Below are 23,565 nucleotides of genomic sequence, written 5' to 3' on the forward strand. Positions count from 1 at the left end.
GCGCGCAAGCCTTAGCCGCGATGGGCGAGACCGTTTGCGACGGGCACGTCGGGTTTGCCCGAGGCTGCGGGTTCATCGTTGACGTATTCTGCGCCAAGCCCGCCCGAGCCACCGTTTTCGCGGCGTTTCGTTTCCGCGCGCACCATCACGACAACCCATGCCAGATAGAGCATCTGCGCCGCAAAGGCCCCTGCCACCACAAGGAGCAGCGTGCCAAGCCAGCCAAGGCCAAGCGCGACACCTACCCCGACGAGAGCGACGGAGAACAGACTCAACCCAGCGATGAAGGCCCGAAGATGCAAAGGCTCCCCCCTGTCAGCATCTAGCGCTGTTACGCAATCTTCACGCAACAACTAGATTCACGCAAGTATCCTATGATGCGCTCGGTGGAAATATGCCGCTTTTTGCATATGGGTCACGATTTCGCGCGCCCGGAGCCATATATGTATTCGCTGTATTCGTCCAGATAGGCGCCTGCGCTTTCATCCGAGGCCCAGTCGCGCAGCTTGGTCATGTTGACCTTGTTGAGCACCACGCCCATCGTCTTTTGCGCCAGCGCCGGGTCGTTGGCGAGCACGCTGCGCAGCATGGCCTTGGGCGTCTTGCCCCATTCCGCGACCATCACGACATGGGTCAACTGGCGCAGCATGGTGCGCGCATCGACCACCGGCCCGATCGGGGCCAGATCGACGATGACGAAATCGTAATGCATCCGCACGTCGTCGAGGAAACTGCGCATCACGCGCGTGCCGAGCAGTTCCGAAGTGTGGCTGATCGTGTCGGGCGCGATACAGGGCAAGAGTTCGACGCCGGTATCGCTGATGTCGCGCAGCGCGTCGCGCCAGTCCGTCTTGCCCAGTAGCACTTCGATGAGGCCCGGACCGGTCTTGAGGCCCAGCCCGCGACTCAGGCCGGGCCGGCGCGGGTCGCCATCGATCAGCAGCACGCTCGCGCCTGAGGCCGCGATCATCCCGGCAAGGTTCAGCGAGACCGAGGATTTGCCTTCGCCGGGGCGCACCGAGGTCACGCCGATCACCCGGCGGCTGTCATCGGCGGCGGTGATTTCGGCGCTCAGGCGGATATTGCGCAGGGTCTCGGCATAGAGCGAGCGCATGTGATCGAGCGCATAGATCGAGCCTTTGACCACCGCGCGGCGCGGTGTGGTGGTGGCACGCTCGCTCATCGGCGGGTCAGTGCTCTCGCGCAGGCCGCGCGGGCCGGGCAACGGTTTCGCCCGCACCGGGCGATCGGTCGTCGAGAACAGCGGCAAGTAACCCAGAAACGCCTGCCGCAGATCCAGTTGTACATCCTCGGCGGTGCGAATGAAACGGTCGCGCCATTCGCGCAGCGCGCCGATCACCGCCCCGGTCATCAGCCCGAGCACGATCATCATCAGCAGCGTGCGCGTGGTGCTGGGACCGGCGGCGACGCGCGGAATATCGGCCAGCGAGAGCACCCGCACATTCGAGATCGGGAAGGTCTTTTGCTGGTCGATCTCCTGAAAGCGGGTCAGGAAGGTCTGGTGCAGCGCGGCCAGCGTGCTCGCACGGCTTTCGAGTGCGTTCAGCTCGATCTGCGCGGAACCGGCCTCGGCGTTTTCGTTGACGGCGTTTTGCAGCGTCCCGCGCAGCGCCTCGATCCGGGCCTCGGCCAGAATTTGCTCGCCGCGCGCCTCTTCGAGAAGCCGGGTCATGGCGGCATGAAGCCGCGCGGCGCTATCCTCGACGCGGGCCTCGAAGGCGCGCAACTGCGGATGGTCTGGGCCGAAATTCTCGCGGATGCGCTCGAGATTGACGATCGCGTCCGAGAGTTTGCGTTGCAGGTCCACGAAATCCGCGTCCCCGGTCGAGGCCACCCCCATCGGCACCCCGTCGCGCAGCGCATCGGGGCCGCGCTCGACGATGGCTTCATAGGATTTCACGCGGGCCTCCGCGCGGGCGGCCTCGGCGATGGCGACGGTCAGATCGGCGTTCAGATTGGCGACGGCCTCTTCGGACATAAGCGAGCCGCGCGACGAGACCAGCCCGTTCTCCGAACGGAACCGGTCGGCGGCCACGGCGGCCGCGCGGGCCGAGGCCTCCAGCTCTTGCAAACGGCCCTGAAGCCATTGCGTCATCCGCTCGGTCGCCTCGTAATTGGCGTTCAGAACATCCGCGACATAGGCTTCGGCATAGGCGTTCACGACGCTCGCGGCGATGACCGGGTCGTGCGAGCTATACCAGATTCCGAAAGCCGCGGAACGACCGATCCGTTCGACCCCGATCTGGCCTTGCAGAGCGCGGGCGACCATCGCCTTGCGCATCATGGCGATCTCTTCGGGGGTGGGCGGCGGCGGCGGTTCGACATTGGGGTCGATGACCGGCTCGGGCGCCGCGCGCAGCATGTCGATGGGTTTGCGCAGCAGCGCGCGTACGCTGCCGATGATATTGGCGATGGCCGAGCTTGGCGGGTTCAGAAAGCTGGGGTTCTGATCGAGGCGGAGGTCATCCACCACGGCGCGCGCGATCCCGTCCGAGGTGATGACGAGCTGCGCGCTGGCGATGCCGCTGTCGGACATGTTCACGTCATCGAGCTGGGTGATATCGGCGGCGGCGCGGCCGATATTGCTGTCGAGCATGACGGTCGAGCTGGCGAAATATTGCTTGGGGGTGGTCACCACGTAGAATACGCCAAAGCCGATCCAGAACAGCACCGAAAGCCCGATCGTCCAGCGCTGACGCCGGATTGCGGCGAGCACCCGCGAGAGGTCGATCGTATCGAGCCCGCCATGCGCGGCCGGGTCCATCGAATTGCTGCTCTCGGCGATGCGGATACCGAATTGTCTCATCAAGATCTCCGGGCTTCGGGTGTCTGTGGGGGACCATGCTGCGCGGCGGCGGCCTGCCCGTAAAGCGTGATCGCGCGCATCCCCAGCAGGGCGGCGATCACCCCGAGATGCAGGCTGGCGCGGGTCAGCGCGCTGTTGCGACGAAGCGGGTCGGGCAGGCCGATCAGCGCCAGACCGAGGCAGGCGAGCGCCTTGGCCCCGGCCAGCCCCGCCTGTGCGAGCCGACCCGCCATCCCGCGCCCCTCGGCCAGCAGCGACCCATGCGTCTGGCCCATTCGAAAGCGCCGCCGCAAGAGCCAGCCAAGGCGTGCGCGCGCCTCGGGAACCGTTTCGCGGGCAATGGCATCGGGGGCGTAGGCAATCCGCCCGCCCGCCTGCGAGAGCGCGGCGAAAAAGGCGGTGTCCTCCCCCCCCGAGCGCCCGCGCGCGGGATCGAAGCTCAGCCCGGCGCTGGCGGGATGGGCAAGGTCGATCAGGGTGTTGCAGGTATAGCCGGTCAGCGCCCAGCCGGCGCTGTCGCATTTCGGCTCCGTGTCGTGGACGCGGCCACGCTGCATCCAGCCGGGCGCTTGCGGCAGATAGGCGGCGCGCACCGGGCCGAGCACAGCGGCGGCGCGGGTCTGCTGCGCCTGCGCGTAGAGTTTCACGAGCCAATCCGGCGCGACGGTTTCGTCATCGTCGAGGAAGGCCAGAATGCCCGCGCCCTGTGCCCGCGCCGCGCTCAGGATCGCGTTGCGCGCCACCGAGATGTTATGCGCGGGCGCGTGCAGGTAGGTGACCGACATGGCAAAGCCCTCGGTGGCCTGCGCGACACGCGCGCGGGCCGAAGGGGTCTCGTCGTTGTCGGCGACGATGAGTGCGATCCGGGTGTCCTCTGGCACCTCCAGCCGCGCAAGCGAGGCCAGCGTGTCGCGGAGCGACTCTCGCCGATAGGTGCACAGACCGATGCAGATCAGTGTCGCCCCCATGCCTAACCCCTCTGCATCTTTTGCACGATGGTCTGGGCCCAGAAGCCTGCCGACCACGCCAGATGCATCAGTCCCGCCAGAAAGCCCGACGCCAGACCGCGCAGGTCGCGCAGATGAAGCGCGATGACCGCGCCGCCCGCAAGGCAGGCCAGCGTCCACACAACCAGCGGCACCGCAAAGACGCCGCTCAGCGGCCACAGGATCGCCAGTGCCAGAAGGGGCGCCAGCGCCGCCACAGCCATCTGCCGCAGCGCAGGCCGCATCCGGTGCTTGGCGAGGTTGCGCGCGCGCCCCTTGCCGAACAGGAAATATTGCCGGAACAATGCGCCCAGCGTCGCGCGCGGGTAGTACTCGATGGCGGTGCGCGCCGTGAGCCAGATCGAAAAGCCCGCCATCCGCAGACGGTGATCCAGCTCGGCATCCTCGTTATGGCTGAAGCTTTCGTCATAGCCGCCGATTTGGCGAAACGGGGTGATCCGCATCAGCGCATGGTGGCCGTGATCGACCCAGGCACCCTCTCCGCGATTGCGATGCGAGGCCCCGCCATTGCCCAGCCGCGAGTTTTGCGCTGCGGCGATCAGCCGTTGCAGGGGCGTCTCGCCGACCGCGACCATCGAGACCGTGACGCTGTCGGCCTGCATCGCTTCGGCCTCGGCCAGAAGGATCGCGCAGTAATCGGCGGGGTAGCCCGAATGGGCGTCGATGCGGATCAGATACTCAGCCTCATCTCCGAATTGCTCGACGGCGAGATTGACGGCGGCGCTTTGCAAGCGGCGGGGGTTGTCGAGAAGGGTGATCTGCGGATGGGTCTCGGCCAGCTCCGCCACGATCCGCCGGGTCGCGTCGGTCGAGCCGCCATCCGCAACCACGATCCGCGCATCGTGATCCGCCGCGAAGGGCAGGACCGCGCGCAGTGTCGCGGCGATATGATGCTCTTCGTTGAGGGTGGGGATGACGATGAGCACGCTCATGCGACGGTGCCTTTCTGCGCGAGGGGGTGATGCGGGTGGCGCGGACCGCGGGGCAGGGCGCTCAGACGTGCGGTGAGCGCCCGGCAGGCCTTGGTGTCGGCCAGCCATGTGTCGATCGGTTGGGCAGCCACGGCGCGGCGCAGTTCGGCCAGTCGCGGCGCGTCGATCCGCGCCAGAAGCCCCGCCGCGCCCTCGGGGGCGGGGGCGATCAGGCCCAGACCAAGCGCCTCGAGCCGTGCCGCGACTTCGGTGCCGCGCAGCGCGATCGGCACCGCGCCGTAAAGTGCGCCCTCGTATAGCCGGTTCGGCAACAGCCAATCGGAATTCGCCGCGGCGTCGTAGCGGTCGATCAGCCAGGTGAAATCGGTCTCGCCATAGATCGCGGCCAGATCGTCAGGCCAGCGATAGGGGCCGTGGAACTCCAGATCGGGGTTGCGCGCGACGATCTCATGGAAACGCGGTACCGCATCAAGCGCAGGCTTGCCACGTAAGAGCACGCGGTAGCGGCCGGGCTGCATCCGCGTCATCCGGTCGAGCATGTCCAGCGACCAGGCGCAGCGCAGGATGCCATACCATGCGATGGTGAGGCGCGATGGGCTTGCAGGGGTCAGCCGCGCGGGCCGGGCCGGTGCCGCGACGCCTTCGGGCAGAAGCGGCTTGTTCTCGACCAGCAGGCGCGGGATCTGCGGCTGGCGATAGGCATCGAGATAGGCGCGCTCGAACCCCGGCGAGGACAGTATCACCAAGGCCGAGCGGCGCATCAGATACGCCTCGACCCGGCGCAGCGTCCGCGCGATCAGCCCGCGGCCCAGCATCAGCCGGTGGATGTCGAGCAGTTCATACACGATCGGCACATGGGCCAGCCGCCGCCCCGTGGCCACCGCCAGCGCGAGCATCTCGAGGTTGCGCGCCACGATCACATCGGGCGCGGCCTCGGTTGCGACGCGCGCGCCGATCCCCGGCAGGATCCGCAGCACTGCGCCGATCCGTGCGACCATCTTGCCGTTTTCGGTTTGCCCCAACAGCTCGGCCGGGCCGGGCAGCGCCCCCTCGCCACGGCGAAACCCCATGACCCGCACGCGCGCGCCGCCCCGCTCCAGCATCGACACGCGCCGCCAGATCGCGCTGTCGTCCAGATCATGTGCCAGATAGAGGATGTTCACTCGTTTCTCCGGGTCGCGGCGCAGGGCGCTTGCGCGCAATCTAGGCTTCGCGCACTCAACCAATGTGACGAAGCTGCACGCTTTGGGTCAGGTCTGACCTTATCCTAAGGTGAAAATCCCTTATTCTCCTAACGTTACGGCAAATCCTGCCGGAAATTCAGATGGTTTGCCTAATATCTGTGCGCTTTTGACGCATTCAAACCGCGGCGATCGTGGCGCGTTCCGGGGCGATTCTGCTCTCGGGTGCGCTGCGGCGCGCGGCGCGGCGCTGGCGCAGGGCGTAGACAATTGCCGCGAGCGTCAGGATCGTGACCGGTGAAAAGTGAATGAAATAGACCACTTCGGTCATCGAGAGCAGCAATTGCCGCATCATCAGCCCGGCGAGGAAATAGGTCTCGGCGCGGGGGTCCGACAGCGCCCAGCGCAGCACCGCATAGAGCCCCCAGAAGAACATCGCCGCCTGCAATGCGATGCCGATCAGCCCGATCTCCACCGCGTTCGAGATCAGCGTGTTGTGAAAGTGAAAGCCGGTCTTGGAAGCGATCCCGAAGCGCAGCCAAAGCTCCTCGGCCAAGGGGTTCCCGCGCACCCAGACGGCGCTATACCCCTGACCGAGAAGCGGGCGCTCGGCGATCTCGGCGAAGGCGGTGCTCCAGAGTTCGGTGCGCCCGGTCAGCGTCACGTTCTTGCCGGTCAATTGCAGCACGATCTGCGCGAATTCGTCGAAGAACCCGACGATCAGAAGCACCCCCATGACCACGCTCAGCAGAGTAAAAATCAGCAGGAACAAGCGTTGCCACGCACTGGCGCGGCGCATCAAAAAGATGGCGGAGACGGTGATGAGGGCGACGAATACGGCGATCAGGTTGCCCGCGGAATGGGCCTTGAGCACCAGAAGCGCGCCAAGCGTCAGCGCGACGAGCCCCACAGAGCGCCAGCGAACGCCCCGCGCCCGGTCGATCACCATGGCGAAGCCCGCTACGAGCAGCACGGAGGCGACCTGTGCCAATGCGTTCTTGGAGGCGAAAATCCCCAGCCAGATACCGTCCGAACGCACCCGGTTGAAGCCAAGGCTGGCGAGCCCGGCCAGAAGGTAGACGACCAGCACCACCTTGAGAAAGGCCAGCGGCGACAGCCGGTTCGCCATCGCAATCGCTATGGCGAAACTCAGGATGAGCTGCACGCTGTAACGCATTGTCAAGTCTGGATAATTGGACCAGAACACCGAGGCAAGACACCACAGCGCCAAGGGCCAGAGCAGCGCGTAGCCGCGCAGCTCCGCAAGGGCCGTGCGCGGGTGCCGGACGACCAGAAGCAGCCCCGCGCCAAGGAACATCAGCGCGCCCAACGCGCCAAGCCGCACCACGAAGACCAGCCCGATCAGCGCGAAGGCCGCCAGGACAGCATTCGGGCAGACCTGCACCGAGGCAGGCGCGATGCCGTCATAGCGGGTCTTCATCGCAACTGGCACAACAGCGACTCCTCAAAGGCGCAGCCCGCGCCAAGCGGCGTGTAGGCGATCCAGTCGATCACCATCTCACGCGCCGCCTCTGGCGTCTCGAACGGGCCCATCCATTGGGTCAGGGTATCGCTTGCCCACAGGCTCGCAAAGATTTTTTGCGGCTCGGTGGGGATATGGCGGGTCTCTTCGCGCACCAGAACCCCATCGACGAACCAGCGCAGCCGGTCGGGTTCCCAGATGAAGGCGTAATCATGGAAAGCCACGTCCGTGGCCGGGCTGACGGGCACGCTGCGGCCCGCGCCGCGATCCTTGCCGTTCACGAAGCGGTTGGTCCAGACCGCACCGGTATCTCGGGTCAGGATCTCGAAGTCGATCTCGTCATGGGGCGCGTCATGGGTCGGGCCGATATAGGTGAAGAAGGCCGCGTTAAAGCCCGAACCCCGGTCCGAGCGGATGCGGGCCTCGAAAGTGCCGGGGCCAAAGCGCTGACGGGTCTGGATTTCGCCGCACAGATGCGGGGCCTTGGGGTCGGTTCCGGCATCCGGCAGGAAGCGCAAGCGTAAGGTGCCATCGTCGATCCCGATAGCGCTGCGCGCCCATGTGCAGTTCTGATGCGCGCCATTCGTCCAGCCGTCCGAAATATACCAGCGCTCCGGGTCGAACCGCTCGAACGGATCGAAAAAGCCCGCGCCGAGCGCAAGGGCCGGGAGCGGCGCAAGCGCCAGAAGCGCCGCCAAAGCGCAGGCACCAAGGCGTGGGGCAGGCCGCTGAAAGCGGGGGAGAGGGCGGGCGGAACGATCCATGCCTTCAGCCTATCGCAGCGGTGAACGATTCGAGACATTGCGTGCCGATAGCCCGGAGATCCAAGGTCAAACACGCGTGAAACTGATTATTTATTAGGCATTTGCGACCAATTTCCGGGGGAATGGCGGCTTCACGCGGCAAGGGCTCAAGTTCTGCCTTAATATTTCTTAATGTGGACCCGGAGGGGTGGGTGCGGCGCGCGCGGAGACGCGGGCCTGTTCAGAGGTGTTTCGGGGCCGGGATGAAAATTTCTGTCATCATGGCGAATTACCGCAGCGAGGCCTATTTGCAGGCCGCGATGGACTCGGTCTTGCGTCAGACCCACCATGATCTGGAGCTGATCGTTTCGGATGACGCGTCCGGCGATGGCAGCGTGGGCCTCGTGCGCGCGGCGATGGCGGCGGATGCGCGCGTCAAGCTGGTCGAAGCGCCGCAGAACGCAGGTCCGGGGGCGGCGCGCAACCGGGCGCTGGATCTGGCCAGCGGCGACTGGATCGCGGTTTCGGACAGTGACGATCTGATGCATCCCGACCGGCTGGCGCGACTGTTGGCGGCGGCGCAGCGGCTCGGGGCGGATTTCGTGGCCGATGACAAGCTGTTCTTCGGCGAGACCGCCGATGCGAGCGGCTGCACGCTGCTCGGCAGCCTCGATCTGCACGCGCCGATGGAGATCGACGCAGAGCTTTTCGTGCGCGCGAGCGGGATGTCTTCGGATCTGCCCGCGCTTGGCTATCTCAAGCCGCTGATGCGCCGCGAGGGGATCGCGGGTCTGCGCTACGATGAGAGCCTGCGCATCGGCGAGGATTACGACTTTTACCTGCGCGCCCTGCTGCGCGGGGTGCGTTTCGTCGCCTTACCCGATCCGATGTATCTGTATCGGCGGCATTCGGGCTCGATCTCCTACCGGCTTTCAAGCCCGACCCTGCGGGCGATGATCGCGGCGCATGACCGGATCGTGCGGCAGACCGGCGAGGATGCGCTGGGGCGGGCGATGGCGGCGCGGCGCGCGGGGCTGGCCGAGGCGCTGCGCTATCAGGAGTTGGTCGATGCGATCAAAGCGCGCCGTTTCGGGGCTGCGCTCTGGCAGATGTTGCGTGCGCCCGCGCTGGCCGGAGCCTTGCTGCAAAGCCTGTCGCAGCGCTTGCACCGGGTTCAGGCAGAGGTGCAACCGCGCAAGCCGTGGGTGCTGTGGCTGGGCGGACATGCGCCGCCAGGGGACGTACCCGAGGGCGCAGGCGAGTGGCTTGCGCCGCTGATGCCGCCCGAGGCGGGCTTGCCATGGCAGGCCCCCCCCGGTCCGGTCGCGGCGCATCTGTCGGATCTTGCCGCGCGCTGCGATCTCGATGTGCGCGCGGAGGGGGGCGCGGCGCTTTGGGCCTTGTGGCTGATCCCGCGCTGGCAGACGGCAACGGTCCGCATTGACGCAGCGGCGCGCGATGCGACGCCCCTGCCGATCCCCGAGGGAGCGCGTCGCGATTGACCCTCATCGGGTCGGTAAGGGGCATGTTTCGCCCCCCCGATTTGCCCAACCTAGTCAAAAGTGCCACACTAAAGCGTGTTGGCGGCGCGTTTCCGACCCTTGGTCAGACCATCCTCGCGCGCCGTTCCTGAGCGTTGGCCCCGCTGTTGCCGGGGTCCGCGAAAGCCACCTTCGGGGTGCGTGTCTGCGCTTCGGGGGAAAACAGAAGGAGGGACAATGTTCAAGAAAATCGTCGTGCCTCTCGACCTTGCCCATGTGGAGCGGCTGCAAAAAGCGCTGCATGTGGCAGCGGGTCTCGCGCGGGAGCACGGGGCGAGCATCTGCTATATCGGCGTCACCACGGCAACGCCCGGCCCGATCGCGCGCACACCCGAAGAGTTCTCGGCAAAGCTTGAAGCCTTCGCCAAGGCGCAGGGGCTTGAGCAGGGGGTCAAGACCGAGGCCCATATGCTCGTGAGCCACGATCCGGCGGTTCAGATGGACCGCGAACTCGAAGCGGCGGTAACGGCGCTTGGTGCCGATCTGGTCGTCATGGCCAGCCATGTTCCGAATGTGACGGATTATGTCTGGTCCGGCCATGGCGCGCATCTGGCCGCGCATAGCGCCGCATCGGTGATGCTCATCCGGGCGTGACCCAACCCATTTCAGCGGACTGAAAGGAGGCTTCATGGCCGACCAATCACCCCAAGATCAAACCCCCGAGGGCATTCCCAGCCCCGAAGGCGTCGTCAATCTCATCGATACCGATTACGAGGTCGGGCAGGACAATGTCGAAGGCAATATCGGCCCGTTCGGCTTTGACATCCATAACCCGGTTTTCCTGATCTCCGGCCTCTCCATCGTGGCCTTCGTGTTCTATGCGCTGGCCTTGCCGGAACAGGCCGACAGCGCCTTTAGCTGGCTGTTTGCCAAGGTGACCAAGGGCTTTGACTGGTTCTTCCTCGGATCGGCCAACATCTTCGTGCTGTTCTGCCTGCTGCTGATCGTGACGCCCTGGGGCAATGTCCGGCTTGGCGGCTCGGAGGCGACGCCCGATTACAGCTATATCGGCTGGTTCGCGATGCTGTTTGCAGCCGGCATGGGTATCGGTCTGATGTTCTATGGCGTGGCCGAACCGATGAGTCATTTCTCCTCATCAATGGGTGGCACCACGGTCGAGAACGGTGTGCGCACCGACTGGGCGCCTTTGGGTGCGGCGGCGGGCGACGAAGCCGAGGCCGTGCGTCTGGGGATGGCGGCAACGATCTTCCACTGGGGGCTGCACCCTTGGGCGATCTATGCCGTGGTGGCGCTCGCGCTCGCGTTGTTCTCTTATAACAAGGGCTTGCCGTTGACGATCCGTTCGGCCTTTCACCCGATCTTCGGGGATGCGGTCTGGGGCTGGGTCGGGCATATCATCGACACGCTGGCGGTGTTTGCGACGCTGTTCGGGCTGGCGACCTCGCTGGGGTTTGGCGCGACGCAGGCCAATGCGGGGCTCAATGAGCTGTTCGGTATCCCGGTGGGCTCGGTCACGCAGGTCGTGCTGATCTCGATCATTACCGCCATCGCGCTGATCTCGGTGCTGCGCGGGCTTGACGGGGGCGTCAAGGTGCTCTCCGAGATCAATATGGGGCTGGCGCTGGTGCTTTTGCTCTTCGTGCTGCTGGTCGGCCCGACGGTCTACCTGCTCAAGCTGTTCGGCAGTTCGCTGGTCGCCTATCTCGAATACCTGCCCGCTCTGTCGAACCCCGTGGGGCGCGAGGACGTGAATTTCAGCCAGGGCTGGACGTCGTTCTACTGGGCATGGTGGATCAGCTGGTCGCCCTTTGTCGGTATGTTCATCGCCCGTGTGAGCCGGGGCCGCACGGTGCGCGAATTCGTGGTCTGTGTGCTGCTGATCCCGTCGATGGTCTGCGTGCTGTGGATGTCGGTCTTTGGCGGCACGGCGCTGCATCAGGTCGTGGCTGAGGGCTACACGGCGGCGCAGGATGCGGCGCTTGAACTCAAGCTGTTCAAGATGCTCGACGTGTTGCCGCTGGCCGCGATCACCTCGCTTGTGGGGATCGTGCTTGTGGTGGTGTTCTTCGTGACCTCGTCGGATTCGGGCTCGCTGGTGATCGACACGATCACGGCGGGGGGCAAGATTGACGCGCCGGTCCCGCAGCGTGCCTTCTGGTGCGTGTTCGAGGGGGCCGTGGCGATCGTTCTGTTGCTGAGCGCAGGCGGGCTCCAATCGCTGCAATCCATGGTGATCTCGACGGGCTTGCCCTTCACGCTCGTGCTTTTGCTGATGTGTTTCGCGATTGCGCGCGGGCTGATTTCCGAGCGGCGGTTGCACCGCTGAAACAAGGCAGACCGGCGCCGCAACACCGGCGCCGGTCTTTTCGCGCAGCATCTCTCCAAAGCGTCGGAAATGCGCTCGCACTGTCGCAAGGACAGAGCGACAGCATCGCCGGAGGGACAGATGAGCCGGAAACCAGTCTTTATCCTCAACGGACCGAACCTGAACCTGCTGGGCAAGCGCCAGCCGGAGATTTGGAGCGCCGAGACGCTTGAGGATGTGGAACGTGACTGCACCGCGCTGGCGACCGAGCTGGGGCTGGAGATCCGCATGTTCCAGTCGAATGTCGAGCGCGGGCTGGTCGAGCTGATCCATCGCGCCCGTGACGAGGCCAGCGCGATCATCATCAATCCGGGCGCCAATACACATACGTCCGTGGCCATTCTCCACGCGCTAAGCGCCTTTGACGGGCCGGTGATGGCGTGATGGCGGGTTTTGGGGTGCAGGGCTATGCGCTGTGCCTGCGCCGGGTGGCGACACTGCTCGGCTGAGCGACCCTTTGATCACATCTGCCTGCACCCGCTAGGGCGGGGCTCCGATCCGTGATAGGCTGGGGGCAGGGAGGATCGAGACATGCGTAGTCTTTTGGGATGGGCGCTGGCGGCCTTGCTCTGGGCGATGCCGGCGCAATCGGAGCCTGTTCTGGGTGATGACGGGTTGCACAAACCGCCATGGTTGCATGTGGGCTTCATGGATCTCGGCGAGGATCTGCAAGACGCCCGGGCCGAGGGCAAGCATCTGCTGGTGCTTTTCGAGCAGCGCGGTTGCCCCTATTGCCGCGAATTGCATGCGGTGAACTTTGCCCGCCCCGAGATCGTGGATTACCTGAACGAGCATTTTCTGGTGGTGCAGCTTGATCTTTGGGGCGCGCGCGAGGTCACTGATTTGCAGGGCGAGGCCCATGAGGAGCGCGATCTGGCGGCAAGCTGGGGCGTGCAATTCACCCCGACCACCGTGATCCTCAGCACCGACGCCGATGGCGCCAACCCGCGCGAGGTGTTCCGGCTGCCGGGCTATCTCAAGCCGTTCCACTATCTCTCGTCGCTCGAATATGTGGTGACCGGAGAACATGAGCGTCAGGGGTTCCAGCGCTATTTGCAGGACAAATTCGCCCGGCTGCGCGAGGAGGGGATCGACCCGGACGTCTGGTAGCAGGCCCGCAGCGCCCATCATTTAGGCGTGAGGCCCCGCCTTGCCTTGGCAATAGGCACATTTCCGCGCGCCTCCCGCGAGGGTTGAGCCATGTCATTTAGGCGTCGCGGTGCGCGTGCTACGGTTTCTGGGCGCGTTCGTGGGGTGTTCTGATCGTTGAGGAGGACGGCAAAATGGCGACGAAAAAGACGAAGGATGCAGAGGCGATGCAGGCAATCGACGGGATGGCCATGCTGATGGGGCCGCAGCTTCGGATGGCCGAGGCCATGCTGACGCAACAGATCGAGTTGCTCGATTTTCTCAAGAGCCGGTTCGAGCGTGACCGCAAGATGCTCTCGGACCTGTCGCGCACCAAGGACCCGAATACGGCGATGTCGCTCTGGGGCGATTTCTGGCAGAGCGCGATGTCGGATTATGCGATGGAAAGCTCGAAGCTGATGGCGTCGATGCAAGGCGTCGGAGAAGCGGCGATGAGCAGCCTCAAGCCCGATGACTCGGACGGTCCGGCCCCCGGTCACCACGCGACCCCGGTCTGACGGAGCGGTCCCGAACAGGGTGCGGCGGGCGACCTGCGGGGTCGCCCGGCCTTGTCTCGTTTATTGCGCGCCGAGGATTTCCATCACTTTCGGCATCACCTTGGGCATGTTCTGTTGCACGAAGGCGATGATCTGCGGCTGTTGCTGCTCCATCACCTTCGGCAGTTTGCCCATGACCGAGCGGCCCTCGGGCGTGCTGTAGAAGTCGCGCAGCGCGATTAGCTCGGCCTCGGTCATCAGATCGGCCATCACCGGGCTTTGGCTCGCCATGATCTCACGCATCGGAACGCGGAACGTGTCGCGGTAGAGCTGCTCCAGCTCTGCCTGCTGATCAGCGCTCAGCGGCTTGCCGCGTGCGGCTGACTCGGTGGCGATCGGTTGCCACATCGTGTCGATCATTGCGTCGAGGTCGATCACCTCCATCGAGATATCGGTGATCTCCTGCGCAAGGGCGAGGCGGTCCTCATAGGTTTCGGCAAAGGCAGAGGTGCTCAGCAGCACCGCGAGGGCTGCCGGGGCGGCAAAGAAAGACAGACGCATGAAACGCTCCTTAACTGATATGCGCCGCAGTGAGCGCAGCTTTGTCGGAGCGGGTCAAGGGGCTGACAGGGCAGGGCGGCTCAACGCCCTTTCCAGATCCAGCCCCCGCCGAAGATGCGACTGCTGTCGGGGTCGTAGAAGACGCAGGCCTGACCGGGCGACACACCTTCTTCGGGGGTCAGCAGTTCGACCTCGGCCTCGGTCTCCGAGATTGGACGGAGGATCGCCGGGCGCGGCGGCCGGGTGGAGCGCACCTTGACCGTGAGATGCCATTCGGGGCGGCTGGTGAGGGGGGCGTCGCCCAGCCAGTTGATCTCGCGCACGGGGATGGTGCGGGTGGCGAGCGCCTCTTTCGGGCCGACGACCACGCGGCGCGTGTCGGGATCGAGTTTGACCACGTAGAGCGGGTCGCCGAGGCCCCCGATGCCCAAACCGCGACGCTGGCCGATCGTGTAATGGATCACGCCCTTGTGCTCGCCCAGAACATTGCCCTCAAGATCGACAATCTCGCCGGGATCGGCCGCGCCGGGGCGCAGCTTTTCGATCACGGCGGCGTAGTTGCCGTTCGGCACGAAGCAGATGTCCTGACTGTCCGGTTTGTCCGCGACCGCCAACCCGTATTTCGCTGCGAGCGCCCGTGTTGCGTCTTTCGACGGCAGGTGGCCCAGCGGGAAGCGCAGATAGGCCAGTTGCTCGGGCGTGGTCGAGAACAGGAAATAGCTCTGGTCGCGGTTCGGATCGGCGGCGCTGTGCAGCTCCGGCCCGTTCTCACCCATCTTGCGCTGAATGTAGTGGCCGGTCGCCATGCAATCGGCCTCAAGGTCCTTGGCGGTTTCGAGCAGATCCTTGAACTTCACCCGCTCGTTGCAGCGGATGCAGGGCACCGGGGTCGCGCCGCCCAGATAAGCGTCTGCGAACTCGTCGATCACCGCCTCCTGAAAGACGTTCTCATAGTCGAGCACGTAATGCGGAAAGCCCATTTCCTCGGCCACGCGGCGCGCATCATGGATGTCCTGACCCGCGCAGCAGGCCCCCTTCTTCGCCAGCGCTGCGCCGTGATCGTAAAGCTGAAGCGTCACGCCCACCACGTCATAGCCCTCTTCGGCCAGTTGCGCGGCCACGACCGAGCTGTCGACACCACCGGACATGGCGACGACCACGCGGGTCTCGGAGGGTGGCTTGGCGAAGCCGAGCGAATTGAGAGGGAAATCCTTGCTCATCTGAAGGGTCCTTTAACCAGACGTGCAGGAATATAGGAAAATGCGAACTACTCACAACCCCGCGTTTCACCCGTCGTTAAGGCGAAAGGGCCATTCTGTCCCCCATCACGATGAAGGGGTGTGCCCATGTATCTGAAAAAAGTCGATGGACCGCGATCGGTGACGCTGCCGGATGGCACGATCCTGACCCGCGCCGATCTGCCACCGAAAGAGACCCGCAGATGGGTCGCAAGCCGCAAGGCCACTATCGTTCAGGCGGTCGCCTATGGGTTGATTGCTCGGTCCGAGGTTCTCGAGCGCTACGACCTGTCAGAAGAGGAGCTCGATCTGTGGTCCGATGCGGTAAAGAAACACGGAATCGCGGGTCTCAAGGTGACGGCGATTCAAAAATATAGACAACTTTAGGTTGCAAATCGTCTGAAAGCTGCAAGAGTAACTGCGTGTTAACCAATTGGTGCAAGTGTGAATGGTGATCGAGGGATTAATGCGGAGAACCCAGAATGCGGATTTTGTTGGTGGAAGACGATCCAACGACCTCGCGCAGCATCGAACTGATGCTGACGCATGCCAATCTTAACGTTTATTGCACGGACCTTGGCGAAGAGGGGATCGATCTAGCGAAGCTCTATGATTACGATCTCATCCTGCTCGACCTGAACCTGCCGGATATGAACGGGCACGAGGTTCTCCGACAGTTGCGTCTGGCCAAGGTGGATACGCCGATCCTGATCCTGACCGGTGCGGACGATACCGAGAACAAGATCAAGGGCTTCGGCTTTGGCGCGGACGACTACATGACCAAGCCGTTCCACCGCGAAGAACTCGTGGCGCGCATCCATGCGATCATCCGCCGCTCCAAAGGGCATGCGCAGTCGATCATCCGAACGGGCAAGATTTCGGTCAATCTCGACGCGAAAACCGTCGAGGTGGAGGGGCGTCCGGTGCATCTGACCGGCAAGGAATACCAGATGCTCGAACTGCTCAGCCTGCGCAAGGGCACGACGCTTACCAAGGAGATGTTCCTCAACCATCTCTACGGCGGCATGGATGAGCCGGAGCTCAAGATCATCGACGTTTTTATCTGCAAGCTGCGCAAGAAGCTCTCGGAGGTGACGGGGGGCGACAACTACATCGAAACGGTGTGGGGGCGGGGCTATGTGCTGCGCGATCCCGACCCGGTCGAGATGGAACGTCGTGTCGCCATCGGCGCCTGACCCTCTGGACGCCTGCCGCCACTGATCCTATCACTTGGGATCAGTCTTGGGGGTGCGTATGACAGAACCGGTCACTGAACTGACCCGCGCGCAGGCAGTCGCTGAATTGCCCGCGCTCAAATCCGCGATTGAGGCCGCGAACACGGCCTATCACACGCATGACCAGCCCGAGATTTCGGATGCCGAGTATGACGCGCTCAAACGTCGCTTGTCCGAGATCGAGGCGCGCTTCCCTGATCTGAAAACCGCCGACAGCCCCTCCGAAAAAGTCGGGGGGGCGGTCGCAGAAGGGTTCGGCAAGATCACCCATGAGCAGCGGATGCTCAGCCTGAGCAATGCGTTTGACCCTGAAGAGGTCGATGAATTCGATGAACGCATCCGCAAATATCTTGGTCTGGGTCCGCAAGCGCCCCTCGTTTATACGGCCGAGCCCAAGATCGACGGGCTGTCACTCTCGCTGCGCTATGAAGACGGTCAGCTGATCTATGCGGCTACGCGAGGGGATGGCGAAACCGGCGAGAATGTCACCGAGAACGCCCGCACCATCACGGATATTCCAAAGACTTTGACGGGTGCGCCCCACGTGCTTGAGGTGCGCGGTGAAGTCTATATGTCGCACGCGGATTTCGCCGCGCTGAATGCGGCGCAGGCCGAGAGGGGCGACAAGCTATTCGCCAACCCGCGCAACGCGGCGGCCGGCAGTTTGCGTCAGCTTGATCCGCGCATCACCGCGGCCCGTCCCCTTCGCTTTTTCGCCTATGGCTGGGGGGTGCTTTCAGAGCCGTTGGACGATACGCAATCGGGTTCGATCGCACGTCTTGCGGCGCTCGGGTTTGAGACCAACCCGTTGACGGCTCGTTGCGATGGGCCGGACGCGCTCGTGGCGCATTACCGGCGGATCGAGGCCGAGCGCGCGACGCTCGGTTATGATATCGACGGGGTCGTTTACAAGGTCGATGACCTTTCGTTGCAACGCCGTCTGGGGTTCCGGTCAACCACGCCGCGTTGGGCGATTGCACATAAATTTCCGGCCGAACTGGCCTGGACGCGGCTCGAAAAGATAGAAATTCAGGTGGGACGCACCGGTGCGCTCAGTCCCGTCGCGCGGCTGACGCCGGTCACCGTCGGGGGCGTCGTCGTTTCGAACGCGACACTGCACAACGAGGATTACATCGCCGGGTGTGACTCGCGCGGGGAGACGATCCGGGGCGGGAAGGACATCCGGGAGGGCGACTGGGTTCAGGTGTATCGCGCGGGCGATGTGATCCCGAAAATCGCGGATGTGGATCTCGCCAAGCGCCCCGCGGATGCCTGCCCCTTTGTGTTTCCCACGATCTGCCCCGAATGCGGCTCCGAGGCGATCCGGGAGGATGGCGATGCCGTCAGGCGTTGCTCCGGGGGTATGATTTGTCCCGCGCAAGCTGTTGAGAAATTGAAGCATTTTGTCTCGCGCGCTGCGTTCGATATTGAAGGGCTTGGCGCCAAACAGGTCGAATCCTTTTACAAGGATGGCTGGATTCGCGAGCCGGCGGATATTTTCACGCTAGAGGAACGTTTTGGCAGCGGCCTGCAACAGTTGCGCAACCGGGAGGGCTGGGGCGAGAAATCCGCGCGCAATCTGTTCGACGCGATCCGCGAGAAGCGCCGCGTTCCGCTCGCGCGGCTGATCTTTGCGCTCGGCATCCGGCATGTCGGGGAGGCTGGCGCCGCGCTCTTGGCGCAGCATTACCAAAGCTGGACGGCCTTCGAAACGGCAATGCGCGATGCGACGATCGGCAGCGGTGTCGAGTGGGACGAGCTGCTCTCGGTCGATGGTGTGGGGCAGACTTTTGCGACCTCAGTGATTAGTGCGTTCCATCAGGAGGCCGAGCGCGCCTCGATCGACCGGCTGGTCGCGCAACTCCAGATCGAAGATGCCGCGCCGCGCATGACTGAAAGCGCGGTTGCGGGGCTTACCATCGTGTTCACCGGAACGTTGGAACAGATGACCCGGGCCGAGGCGAAAGCCCGGGCCGAGGCGCTCGGTGCCAAGGTGGCGGGCTCGGTTTCGAGCAAGACCGATCTTCTGGTGGCAGGGCCGGGGGCGGGGTCCAAGGCGAAAAAAGCCGCCGAACTCGGCGTGAAAGTGATTGATGAGGCGGCGTGGATCGAGCTCGCGCGGATGCCATGACCGGACGGCCCGCCAGCCTCTTTCCGCTGTTCGCGCAGATCGAAACCCTTGCGGGGATCGGCGCCAAGACCGCGCAGGCGCTCTCACAGATCGGGGTGGAGCGGCCACGAGACATGCTCTTCACATTGCCCCATTCGGTGGTTGATCGACGCCCGGTTGACACGATCCAAGGGGTTGCGGCGCCCGCTGTTGTGACTGTCACGGTGACGGTCGGGGCGCATCTGCCGGCGCGCCGCAGGGGTGGGCCGGCACGCGTGCTGGTCGAGGATGCGGGCGCTGAATTCCAGCTCGTTTTCTTTCATGCCAAAGGCGACTGGCTGACGCGGCAATTGCCGCCCGGCTCGCGGCGGATTGTGTCCGGAAAGCTGGAAGTGTTCGACGGGATCGCGCAGATGGTGCATCCTGATTACATCCTCGCGGAAGAGGCCGCCGATGAAATCGCTAGGTTCGAGCCGATCTACCCGCTCACGGCCGGGGTCACGCAAAAGGTGATGGCCAAGGCGGCGGCAGGGGCGTTGGCGCGCCTGCCGGTGTTGGAGGAATGGATCGATCCGGCGCTCCGGGCGCGCGAGGGCTGGCCCGGTTGGGCGGATGCGCTCCGGGTTGCGCACGCACCCAAGGGGATGGCCGATCTGGCGCCGCAGGCCCCGGCGCGTCTGCGCCTCGCCTATGATGAGCTGTTCGCACATCAGTTGACCCTCGCGCTGGCGCGGCGGATGCAGCGGCGTGCGAAAGGTCGGGTGACGCAGGCAACGGGTGCCGTGTCGCAGCAGGTCTTGGCCGCTTTGCCCTATCAGCCGACCGGCGCGCAGCAACGCGCCGTGGCCGAGATTCTCGCGGATATGGCTTCGCCCCGGCGTATGCATCGCCTGCTGCAAGGCGATGTTGGCGCGGGTAAGACATTGGTTGCGTTTCTCGCCCTGCTGGCAGCGGTCGAGGCTGGCGGGCAGGGGGTGATGATGGCCCCGACCGAAATTCTCGCACGTCAGCATCTCGATGGGTTGGCGCCGCTCGCGGCCCTTGCCGGGGTCCGGCTTGAGATTTTGACCGGGCGTGACAAGGGCGGTGAGCGGGCGGCGAAGCTCTCTGATCTGGCGTCTGGGGCGATCCAGATCCTTGTCGGAACCCACGCGGTTTTCCAGAAAGACGTTCATTTTCAGGATCTTCGTCTGAGTATCATCGACGAGCAGCACCGCTTTGGTGTTGCGCAGCGGATGGAGTTGGGGGCGAAGGGGCAGGCAGTCGATGTCTTGGTTATGACGGCGACCCCGATCCCGCGCTCTCTGGCGCTTGCACAATATGGCGATATGGATGTGAGCGTGTTGGATGAGAAGCCGCCCGGGCGCAAGCCTGTCAAGACGGCGCTCATCTCGAACGGGCGCCTTGATGAGGTGGTCGCGCATCTGCGCAAGGCGATTGCCGAGGGGCGTCAGGCCTATTGGGTGTGCCCGCTTGTCGAGGAGAGCGAGGTGGTCGATCTCACCTCGGCTGAAGACCGTTTCGCAATGTTGCGTGCAGCATTGGGGGAGGCGCATGTCGGGCTTGTGCATGGGCAGATGCCGGTTGCGCAAAAGGACGCGGCCATGTCTGATTTCGTCGCCGGGCGGAGCCGGGTTCTGGTGGCGACGACGGTGATTGAGGTTGGCGTGAACGTGCCAAACGCGTCGATCATGGTCATCGAACGGGCCGAGACCTTCGGTCTGGCCCAACTCCATCAGTTGCGGGGGCGGGTTGGTCGCGGTGCGGCGGACTCCACCTGTCTGATGATTTATCAGCCGCCGCTTTCCGAAACGGGAGAACGCCGGTTGCAGATTCTGCGCGAAAGCGAGGACGGGTTTCGCATCGCCGAAGAGGACCTGGCGATGCGCGGCGCGGGTGACATGATCGGCACAGCTCAATCGGGACTGCCGCGGTTTCGCATCGCGGATCTCGATCGTCAGGCGGGCTTGATGGCGGTGGCGCAAACCGATGCCCGGGCCCTGTTGCACGCCGACCCCGAACTTGCCAGCCCGAGGGGGCAGGCCGCGCGCGTTCTGCTTTGGCTGATGGAGCAGGATCGGGCGATCAAACTCATTGATGTTGGATGAGTGTTCTCAAATGTTCTTAAAAAGTTCTTTACTTCCCGCGATGAATGTGAGAACAAATAAGCAACATCAGATGAGGGAGCCGATCATGCGCGACATCAAAGCCATTCTGACCCGCAACAGCGATGTGCTTTTGCAAGACGCCCTTGGGGCCGTGTCACTCTGTGTGAGTTTCGCGGTCGCTCTCTATCTGCCGGGGATTTTCTGACCTTTACGGGTTCACTGCCTCGCGCTTTTGGAGCCGCACCTGTCCCCAACACCGCGGTTCGCCTGTCCTGACCTCATTCGGTCGCCGAAAGCGCTTCCTCACCGCCATCTTCGGATGGCGGTTTTTTTTTAGAATTTGTAGCCGATCCGAAATCCACCCCAATGGCGGGACCCGACATGGATCGGGGCGGAGAGGTCCTTCATCAGCACGAAATCACCGCCGCCCATGTCGCGGCGATAGATCTGTAGAACGAAAGGGGCGCTGGACCTACCGGCCCGCAGCCCGACACGGTCATTAAAGATTCGACGGTTCCGGCAATGGGCCGCATTCCAGGACGGGTCCTTGCTCTGCGGCTGGGAGAATGCCTTGTTATGTGTCGGCAGATAGCCGTTGCGATCGACCGCGGCACAAAAAACGATCTTCGGATCGCTTTCGAGCAGCGTTTCTTGCAGCGATGCAAGGTGTTTGTCGGTGAAGGCGGTGAAGCGCGTCGTGACCTGTTGCGGGTTCGTGTCGGGAATGGGCACATAGGTTTGATCGAAGAGGTCGGCCTCCGAAATTTCTCCCGCTTCGATGGCTTGCCGGAACAGCGCGCTGATTTTCTGAGCGGTCTGCGTCGCGGTCTCGATCAGCCCGGAATCCGAGGTCGTTCCGCCGATCTGGATCGACTCCTGAACAATGGTCTCGCCCACGGTGATGAGGGCATTCGTCCGCTTTTGTGCAGCTCCGGTCTGGTGTGCGGTCTCCTGCGCGCCCCGTGCCATACGCTCAAAGGCGGGCGCGAACCGCTGATTGGCCTTGCGGACCTGTTCCGCGCGTTGCGTGATGGCGCGGATCGTGCTGCGGGTCTCATCGACACTTGCCGTCATGCGCGTCATGGCGCTGTCGGTTTCGCCGGCACTGGTCATCACGGCATCTGCGTGATCTGAAATCGTGACGGCCTCTTTGCGCATCTGCGTGATCCGGTCGCTCAGCCCGTGAACCGCCGTTCCGATCCCGTCCGCCGCACTGGCCGTCTTGCGCGACAATTCGTTGATCGCTTCTGCGACAACCGCAAAACCGCGCCCGGCGTCACCGGCCCGCACCGCTTCGATCTTGGCGTTGATCGCCAGAATGTTCACCTGTGTGGCGATGCTTCGGATTTCGGCGTTCTCGCTTTGCACCGTGGCGAGCGTCTGGGTCACTTCGGCCATTTTCTGAACCACGGACTGCACCCAGCCCGCGATGAGGCGCGCGTTCTCATCGGTTTGGCGCATTTTTCCGACGGTTTCGCGCACCGCCGTCATCGAGGCGTCGACCGCGCCCGTCACCACCTCGGCGTCGCGCAGAACCTCTCGGTTGGCGTCTTGCACGGTGTGCGCCGCTTCCTCCGCTTCGCGCAGCAATGCGGTTTGAGACGCGCTCACCTGCGCGAGATTGTCGAGCGCGGCGGCGATTTCGACGATTTCGCAACCGAGATTGACCGCCTCATTCGCGATACGATTCAGCGCATCGCCCTGGTGAAGAGTGGGATGAGAAGACAGATCGTTCATGCGCGCTCCGGCAGGATTCGTGCCAAAGCTCGCATCAAGTCATTGCGTTCGGGTTAACGCTTCTGCGTCAAAGGCCGCGAGCGTGGCATCGGGTGTCAGAAGGATCGAGGCGTGGCGATTGGGGTAATCCCGTGCGGCGGTCAGGACCTCATACTCCGCAAACGGGGCGTCTGGCACCGGCCCGCCCTTGAGCATCGCCGCCAGTTGGTCGCGGAGCGTCGCCACCTGTTCTCGGGTGCAGCCGATCACTGCGGCCCCGAAAATCGAGGCCGAGGCCTGCCCCAGTGCACAGGCGCGGACCTGTTGACTATAGCCCGTGATCCGGCCGTTCTCGAGGGCCAGGTCCACCGACACGGTCGAGCCGCAGAGCGGCGCGCGTTTGTCGGCATGCGCGGTGGGTGCGGGCAGGGGATCGGTATGGGGCATGTCCGCCGCCAGCGCGAGAATACGCTGCGAGTAGAGCTTCATCAGATCGGCGTCGCTCATGGCTTTTCCCCGGGGCTGGTCCGGCGTAAATAATGCTGTGACCCGCGAAAGGAAAGAGCCATGCCATTTGATCCGGCGAGTTTGACATATGACGAGAAGGGGCTGATCCCCGCCATCGCGCAGGATGCGCGCAGCGGCGAGGTTCTGATGATGGCGTGGATGAATGCCGAAAGCATCGCGCGCACTCTGGAGACCGGGCATGTGACCTACTGGTCGCGCTCGCGGCAGAGTTTCTGGGCCAAGGGTGAAAGCTCGGGGCACATGCAGCATCTCAAGGAGATGCGCGTCGATTGTGACCGGGATTGCCTGTTGCTGCTCGTCGAGCAAGAGGGGCCTGCGTGCCACACCAACCGACGGTCGTGTTTCTACACGGCGCTGCGGGGCGGTGAGGAGGTCGAGATCCTCAAGCCGGTCGAGGCGTGACA

Annotated in this window: 21 protein-coding genes and 1 pseudogene; 11 read left to right on the forward strand and 11 right to left on the reverse strand. The window is 64.1% G+C overall.

The window, feature by feature from the left end; all coding sequences use genetic code 11:
* Positions 1-11 precede the first annotated feature (11 nt).
* The 7 genes from P0X85_RS13500 to P0X85_RS13530 form a co-directional block, all read right to left on the reverse strand.
* Positions 12-302: a hypothetical protein gene (locus P0X85_RS13500; protein ID WP_275814368.1), complete on the reverse strand. Its 291-nt coding sequence runs from the start codon at positions 300-302 to the stop codon at positions 12-14.
* Positions 303-415: 113 nt separating this feature from the next.
* On the reverse strand, positions 416-2,827 hold the full coding sequence (locus tag P0X85_RS13505) for a polysaccharide biosynthesis tyrosine autokinase (protein WP_275814371.1): 2,412 nt from the start codon (positions 2,825-2,827) through the stop codon (positions 416-418).
* Complete coding sequence (locus P0X85_RS13510; RefSeq protein WP_275814374.1) at positions 2,827-3,795, reverse strand: glycosyltransferase family 2 protein; 969 nt, start codon at positions 3,793-3,795, stop codon at positions 2,827-2,829. Before P0X85_RS13510 ends, P0X85_RS13505 begins: the two co-directional genes overlap by 1 nt.
* A gap of 2 nt (positions 3,796-3,797) precedes the next feature.
* The gene (locus P0X85_RS13515; protein WP_275814377.1) at positions 3,798-4,766 is read right to left on the reverse strand and encodes a glycosyltransferase family 2 protein; all 969 of its coding nucleotides are present in this window, start codon (positions 4,764-4,766) and stop codon (positions 3,798-3,800) included.
* Positions 4,763-5,929, reverse strand: a complete 1,167-nt coding sequence (locus tag P0X85_RS13520; protein ID WP_275814380.1) for a glycosyltransferase family protein — start codon at positions 5,927-5,929, stop codon at positions 4,763-4,765. Before P0X85_RS13520 ends, P0X85_RS13515 begins: the two co-directional genes overlap by 4 nt.
* 196 nt (positions 5,930-6,125) lie before the next feature.
* Positions 6,126-7,400 carry an O-antigen ligase family protein gene (locus P0X85_RS13525; RefSeq protein WP_275814382.1) on the reverse strand — a complete coding sequence of 425 codons (1,275 nt, stop codon included), beginning with the start codon at positions 7,398-7,400 and terminating at the stop codon, positions 6,126-6,128.
* Positions 7,385-8,194 carry a family 16 glycosylhydrolase gene (locus P0X85_RS13530; protein ID WP_275814385.1) on the reverse strand — a complete coding sequence of 270 codons (810 nt, stop codon included), beginning with the start codon at positions 8,192-8,194 and terminating at the stop codon, positions 7,385-7,387. Before P0X85_RS13530 ends, P0X85_RS13525 begins: the two co-directional genes overlap by 16 nt.
* A gap of 242 nt (positions 8,195-8,436) precedes the next feature.
* Between P0X85_RS13530 and P0X85_RS13535 the strand changes: the two genes are divergently transcribed.
* The 6 genes and pseudogenes from P0X85_RS13535 (at position 8,437) to P0X85_RS13560 (ending at position 13,686) form a co-directional block, all read left to right on the forward strand.
* The gene (locus P0X85_RS13535; RefSeq protein WP_275814388.1) at positions 8,437-9,675 is read left to right on the forward strand and encodes a glycosyltransferase family 2 protein; all 1,239 of its coding nucleotides are present in this window, start codon (positions 8,437-8,439) and stop codon (positions 9,673-9,675) included.
* Positions 9,676-9,891: 216 nt separating this feature from the next.
* Positions 9,892-10,308 (forward strand): universal stress protein, encoded by a 417-nt coding sequence (locus P0X85_RS13540; RefSeq protein WP_275814390.1) that lies wholly within the window; start codon positions 9,892-9,894, stop codon positions 10,306-10,308.
* A gap of 34 nt (positions 10,309-10,342) precedes the next feature.
* A complete protein-coding gene (locus P0X85_RS13545) occupies positions 10,343-12,001 on the forward strand; it encodes a BCCT family transporter (RefSeq protein ID WP_275814392.1) in 1,659 nt (552 codons plus the stop codon).
* A 120-nt stretch (positions 12,002-12,121) separates the two neighbouring features.
* Positions 12,122-12,489, forward strand: a pseudogene (locus P0X85_RS13550) (type II 3-dehydroquinate dehydratase).
* Positions 12,490-12,571: 82 nt separating this feature from the next.
* On the forward strand, positions 12,572-13,150 hold the full coding sequence (locus tag P0X85_RS13555; protein ID WP_275814395.1) for a thioredoxin family protein: 579 nt from the start codon (positions 12,572-12,574) through the stop codon (positions 13,148-13,150).
* A 173-nt stretch (positions 13,151-13,323) separates the two neighbouring features.
* A complete protein-coding gene (locus P0X85_RS13560; RefSeq protein ID WP_275814397.1) occupies positions 13,324-13,686 on the forward strand; it encodes a phasin family protein in 363 nt (120 codons plus the stop codon).
* 60 nt (positions 13,687-13,746) lie between these two features.
* On the opposite strand, the gene P0X85_RS13565 is transcribed toward P0X85_RS13560, so the two are convergent.
* Both P0X85_RS13565 and mnmA read right to left on the reverse strand, forming a co-directional pair.
* Positions 13,747-14,226 carry a DUF2059 domain-containing protein gene (locus tag P0X85_RS13565; RefSeq protein ID WP_275814400.1) on the reverse strand — a complete coding sequence of 160 codons (480 nt, stop codon included), beginning with the start codon at positions 14,224-14,226 and terminating at the stop codon, positions 13,747-13,749.
* An 80-nt stretch (positions 14,227-14,306) separates the two neighbouring features.
* Positions 14,307-15,446 carry a tRNA 2-thiouridine(34) synthase MnmA gene (gene mnmA / locus P0X85_RS13570; protein ID WP_275814403.1) on the reverse strand — a complete coding sequence of 380 codons (1,140 nt, stop codon included), beginning with the start codon at positions 15,444-15,446 and terminating at the stop codon, positions 14,307-14,309.
* Positions 15,447-15,572: 126 nt separating this feature from the next.
* Between mnmA and sciP the strand changes: the two genes are divergently transcribed.
* The 4 genes from sciP (at position 15,573) to recG (ending at position 20,917) form a co-directional block, all read left to right on the forward strand.
* Entirely contained in the window at positions 15,573-15,851 is a 279-nt protein-coding gene (sciP, locus tag P0X85_RS13575) for a CtrA inhibitor SciP (protein ID WP_275814406.1), read from the forward strand.
* Positions 15,852-15,946: 95 nt separating this feature from the next.
* Positions 15,947-16,660, forward strand: a complete 714-nt coding sequence (ctrA, locus tag P0X85_RS13580) for a response regulator transcription factor CtrA (RefSeq protein ID WP_275814408.1) — start codon at positions 15,947-15,949, stop codon at positions 16,658-16,660.
* Between the two features lie 58 nt (positions 16,661-16,718).
* Positions 16,719-18,830, forward strand: a complete 2,112-nt coding sequence (ligA, locus tag P0X85_RS13585; RefSeq protein WP_275814411.1) for an NAD-dependent DNA ligase LigA — start codon at positions 16,719-16,721, stop codon at positions 18,828-18,830.
* Positions 18,827-20,917 (forward strand): ATP-dependent DNA helicase RecG, encoded by a 2,091-nt coding sequence (gene recG, locus P0X85_RS13590; protein WP_275814442.1) that lies wholly within the window; start codon positions 18,827-18,829, stop codon positions 20,915-20,917. The genes ligA and recG overlap by 4 nt, the downstream gene beginning before the upstream one ends.
* A gap of 333 nt (positions 20,918-21,250) precedes the next feature.
* On the opposite strand, the gene P0X85_RS13595 is transcribed toward recG, so the two are convergent.
* Both P0X85_RS13595 and P0X85_RS13600 read right to left on the reverse strand, forming a co-directional pair.
* Positions 21,251-22,654, reverse strand: coding sequence for a methyl-accepting chemotaxis protein (locus P0X85_RS13595; protein ID WP_275814414.1), 1,404 nt, complete (start codon positions 22,652-22,654; stop codon positions 21,251-21,253).
* A gap of 39 nt (positions 22,655-22,693) precedes the next feature.
* Positions 22,694-23,140 carry an iron-sulfur cluster assembly scaffold protein gene (locus P0X85_RS13600; protein ID WP_275814417.1) on the reverse strand — a complete coding sequence of 149 codons (447 nt, stop codon included), beginning with the start codon at positions 23,138-23,140 and terminating at the stop codon, positions 22,694-22,696.
* Positions 23,141-23,200: 60 nt separating this feature from the next.
* On the opposite strand from P0X85_RS13600, the gene hisI reads away from it, so the two are divergent.
* Positions 23,201-23,563: a phosphoribosyl-AMP cyclohydrolase gene (gene hisI / locus P0X85_RS13605; RefSeq protein WP_275814420.1), complete on the forward strand. Its 363-nt coding sequence runs from the start codon at positions 23,201-23,203 to the stop codon at positions 23,561-23,563.
* Positions 23,564-23,565: the final 2 nt, after the last annotated feature.

It is taken from the genome of Pseudothioclava nitratireducens (assembly GCF_029210495.1).
Classification (GTDB): Bacteria; Pseudomonadota; Alphaproteobacteria; order Rhodobacterales; family Rhodobacteraceae; genus Pseudothioclava; species Pseudothioclava nitratireducens.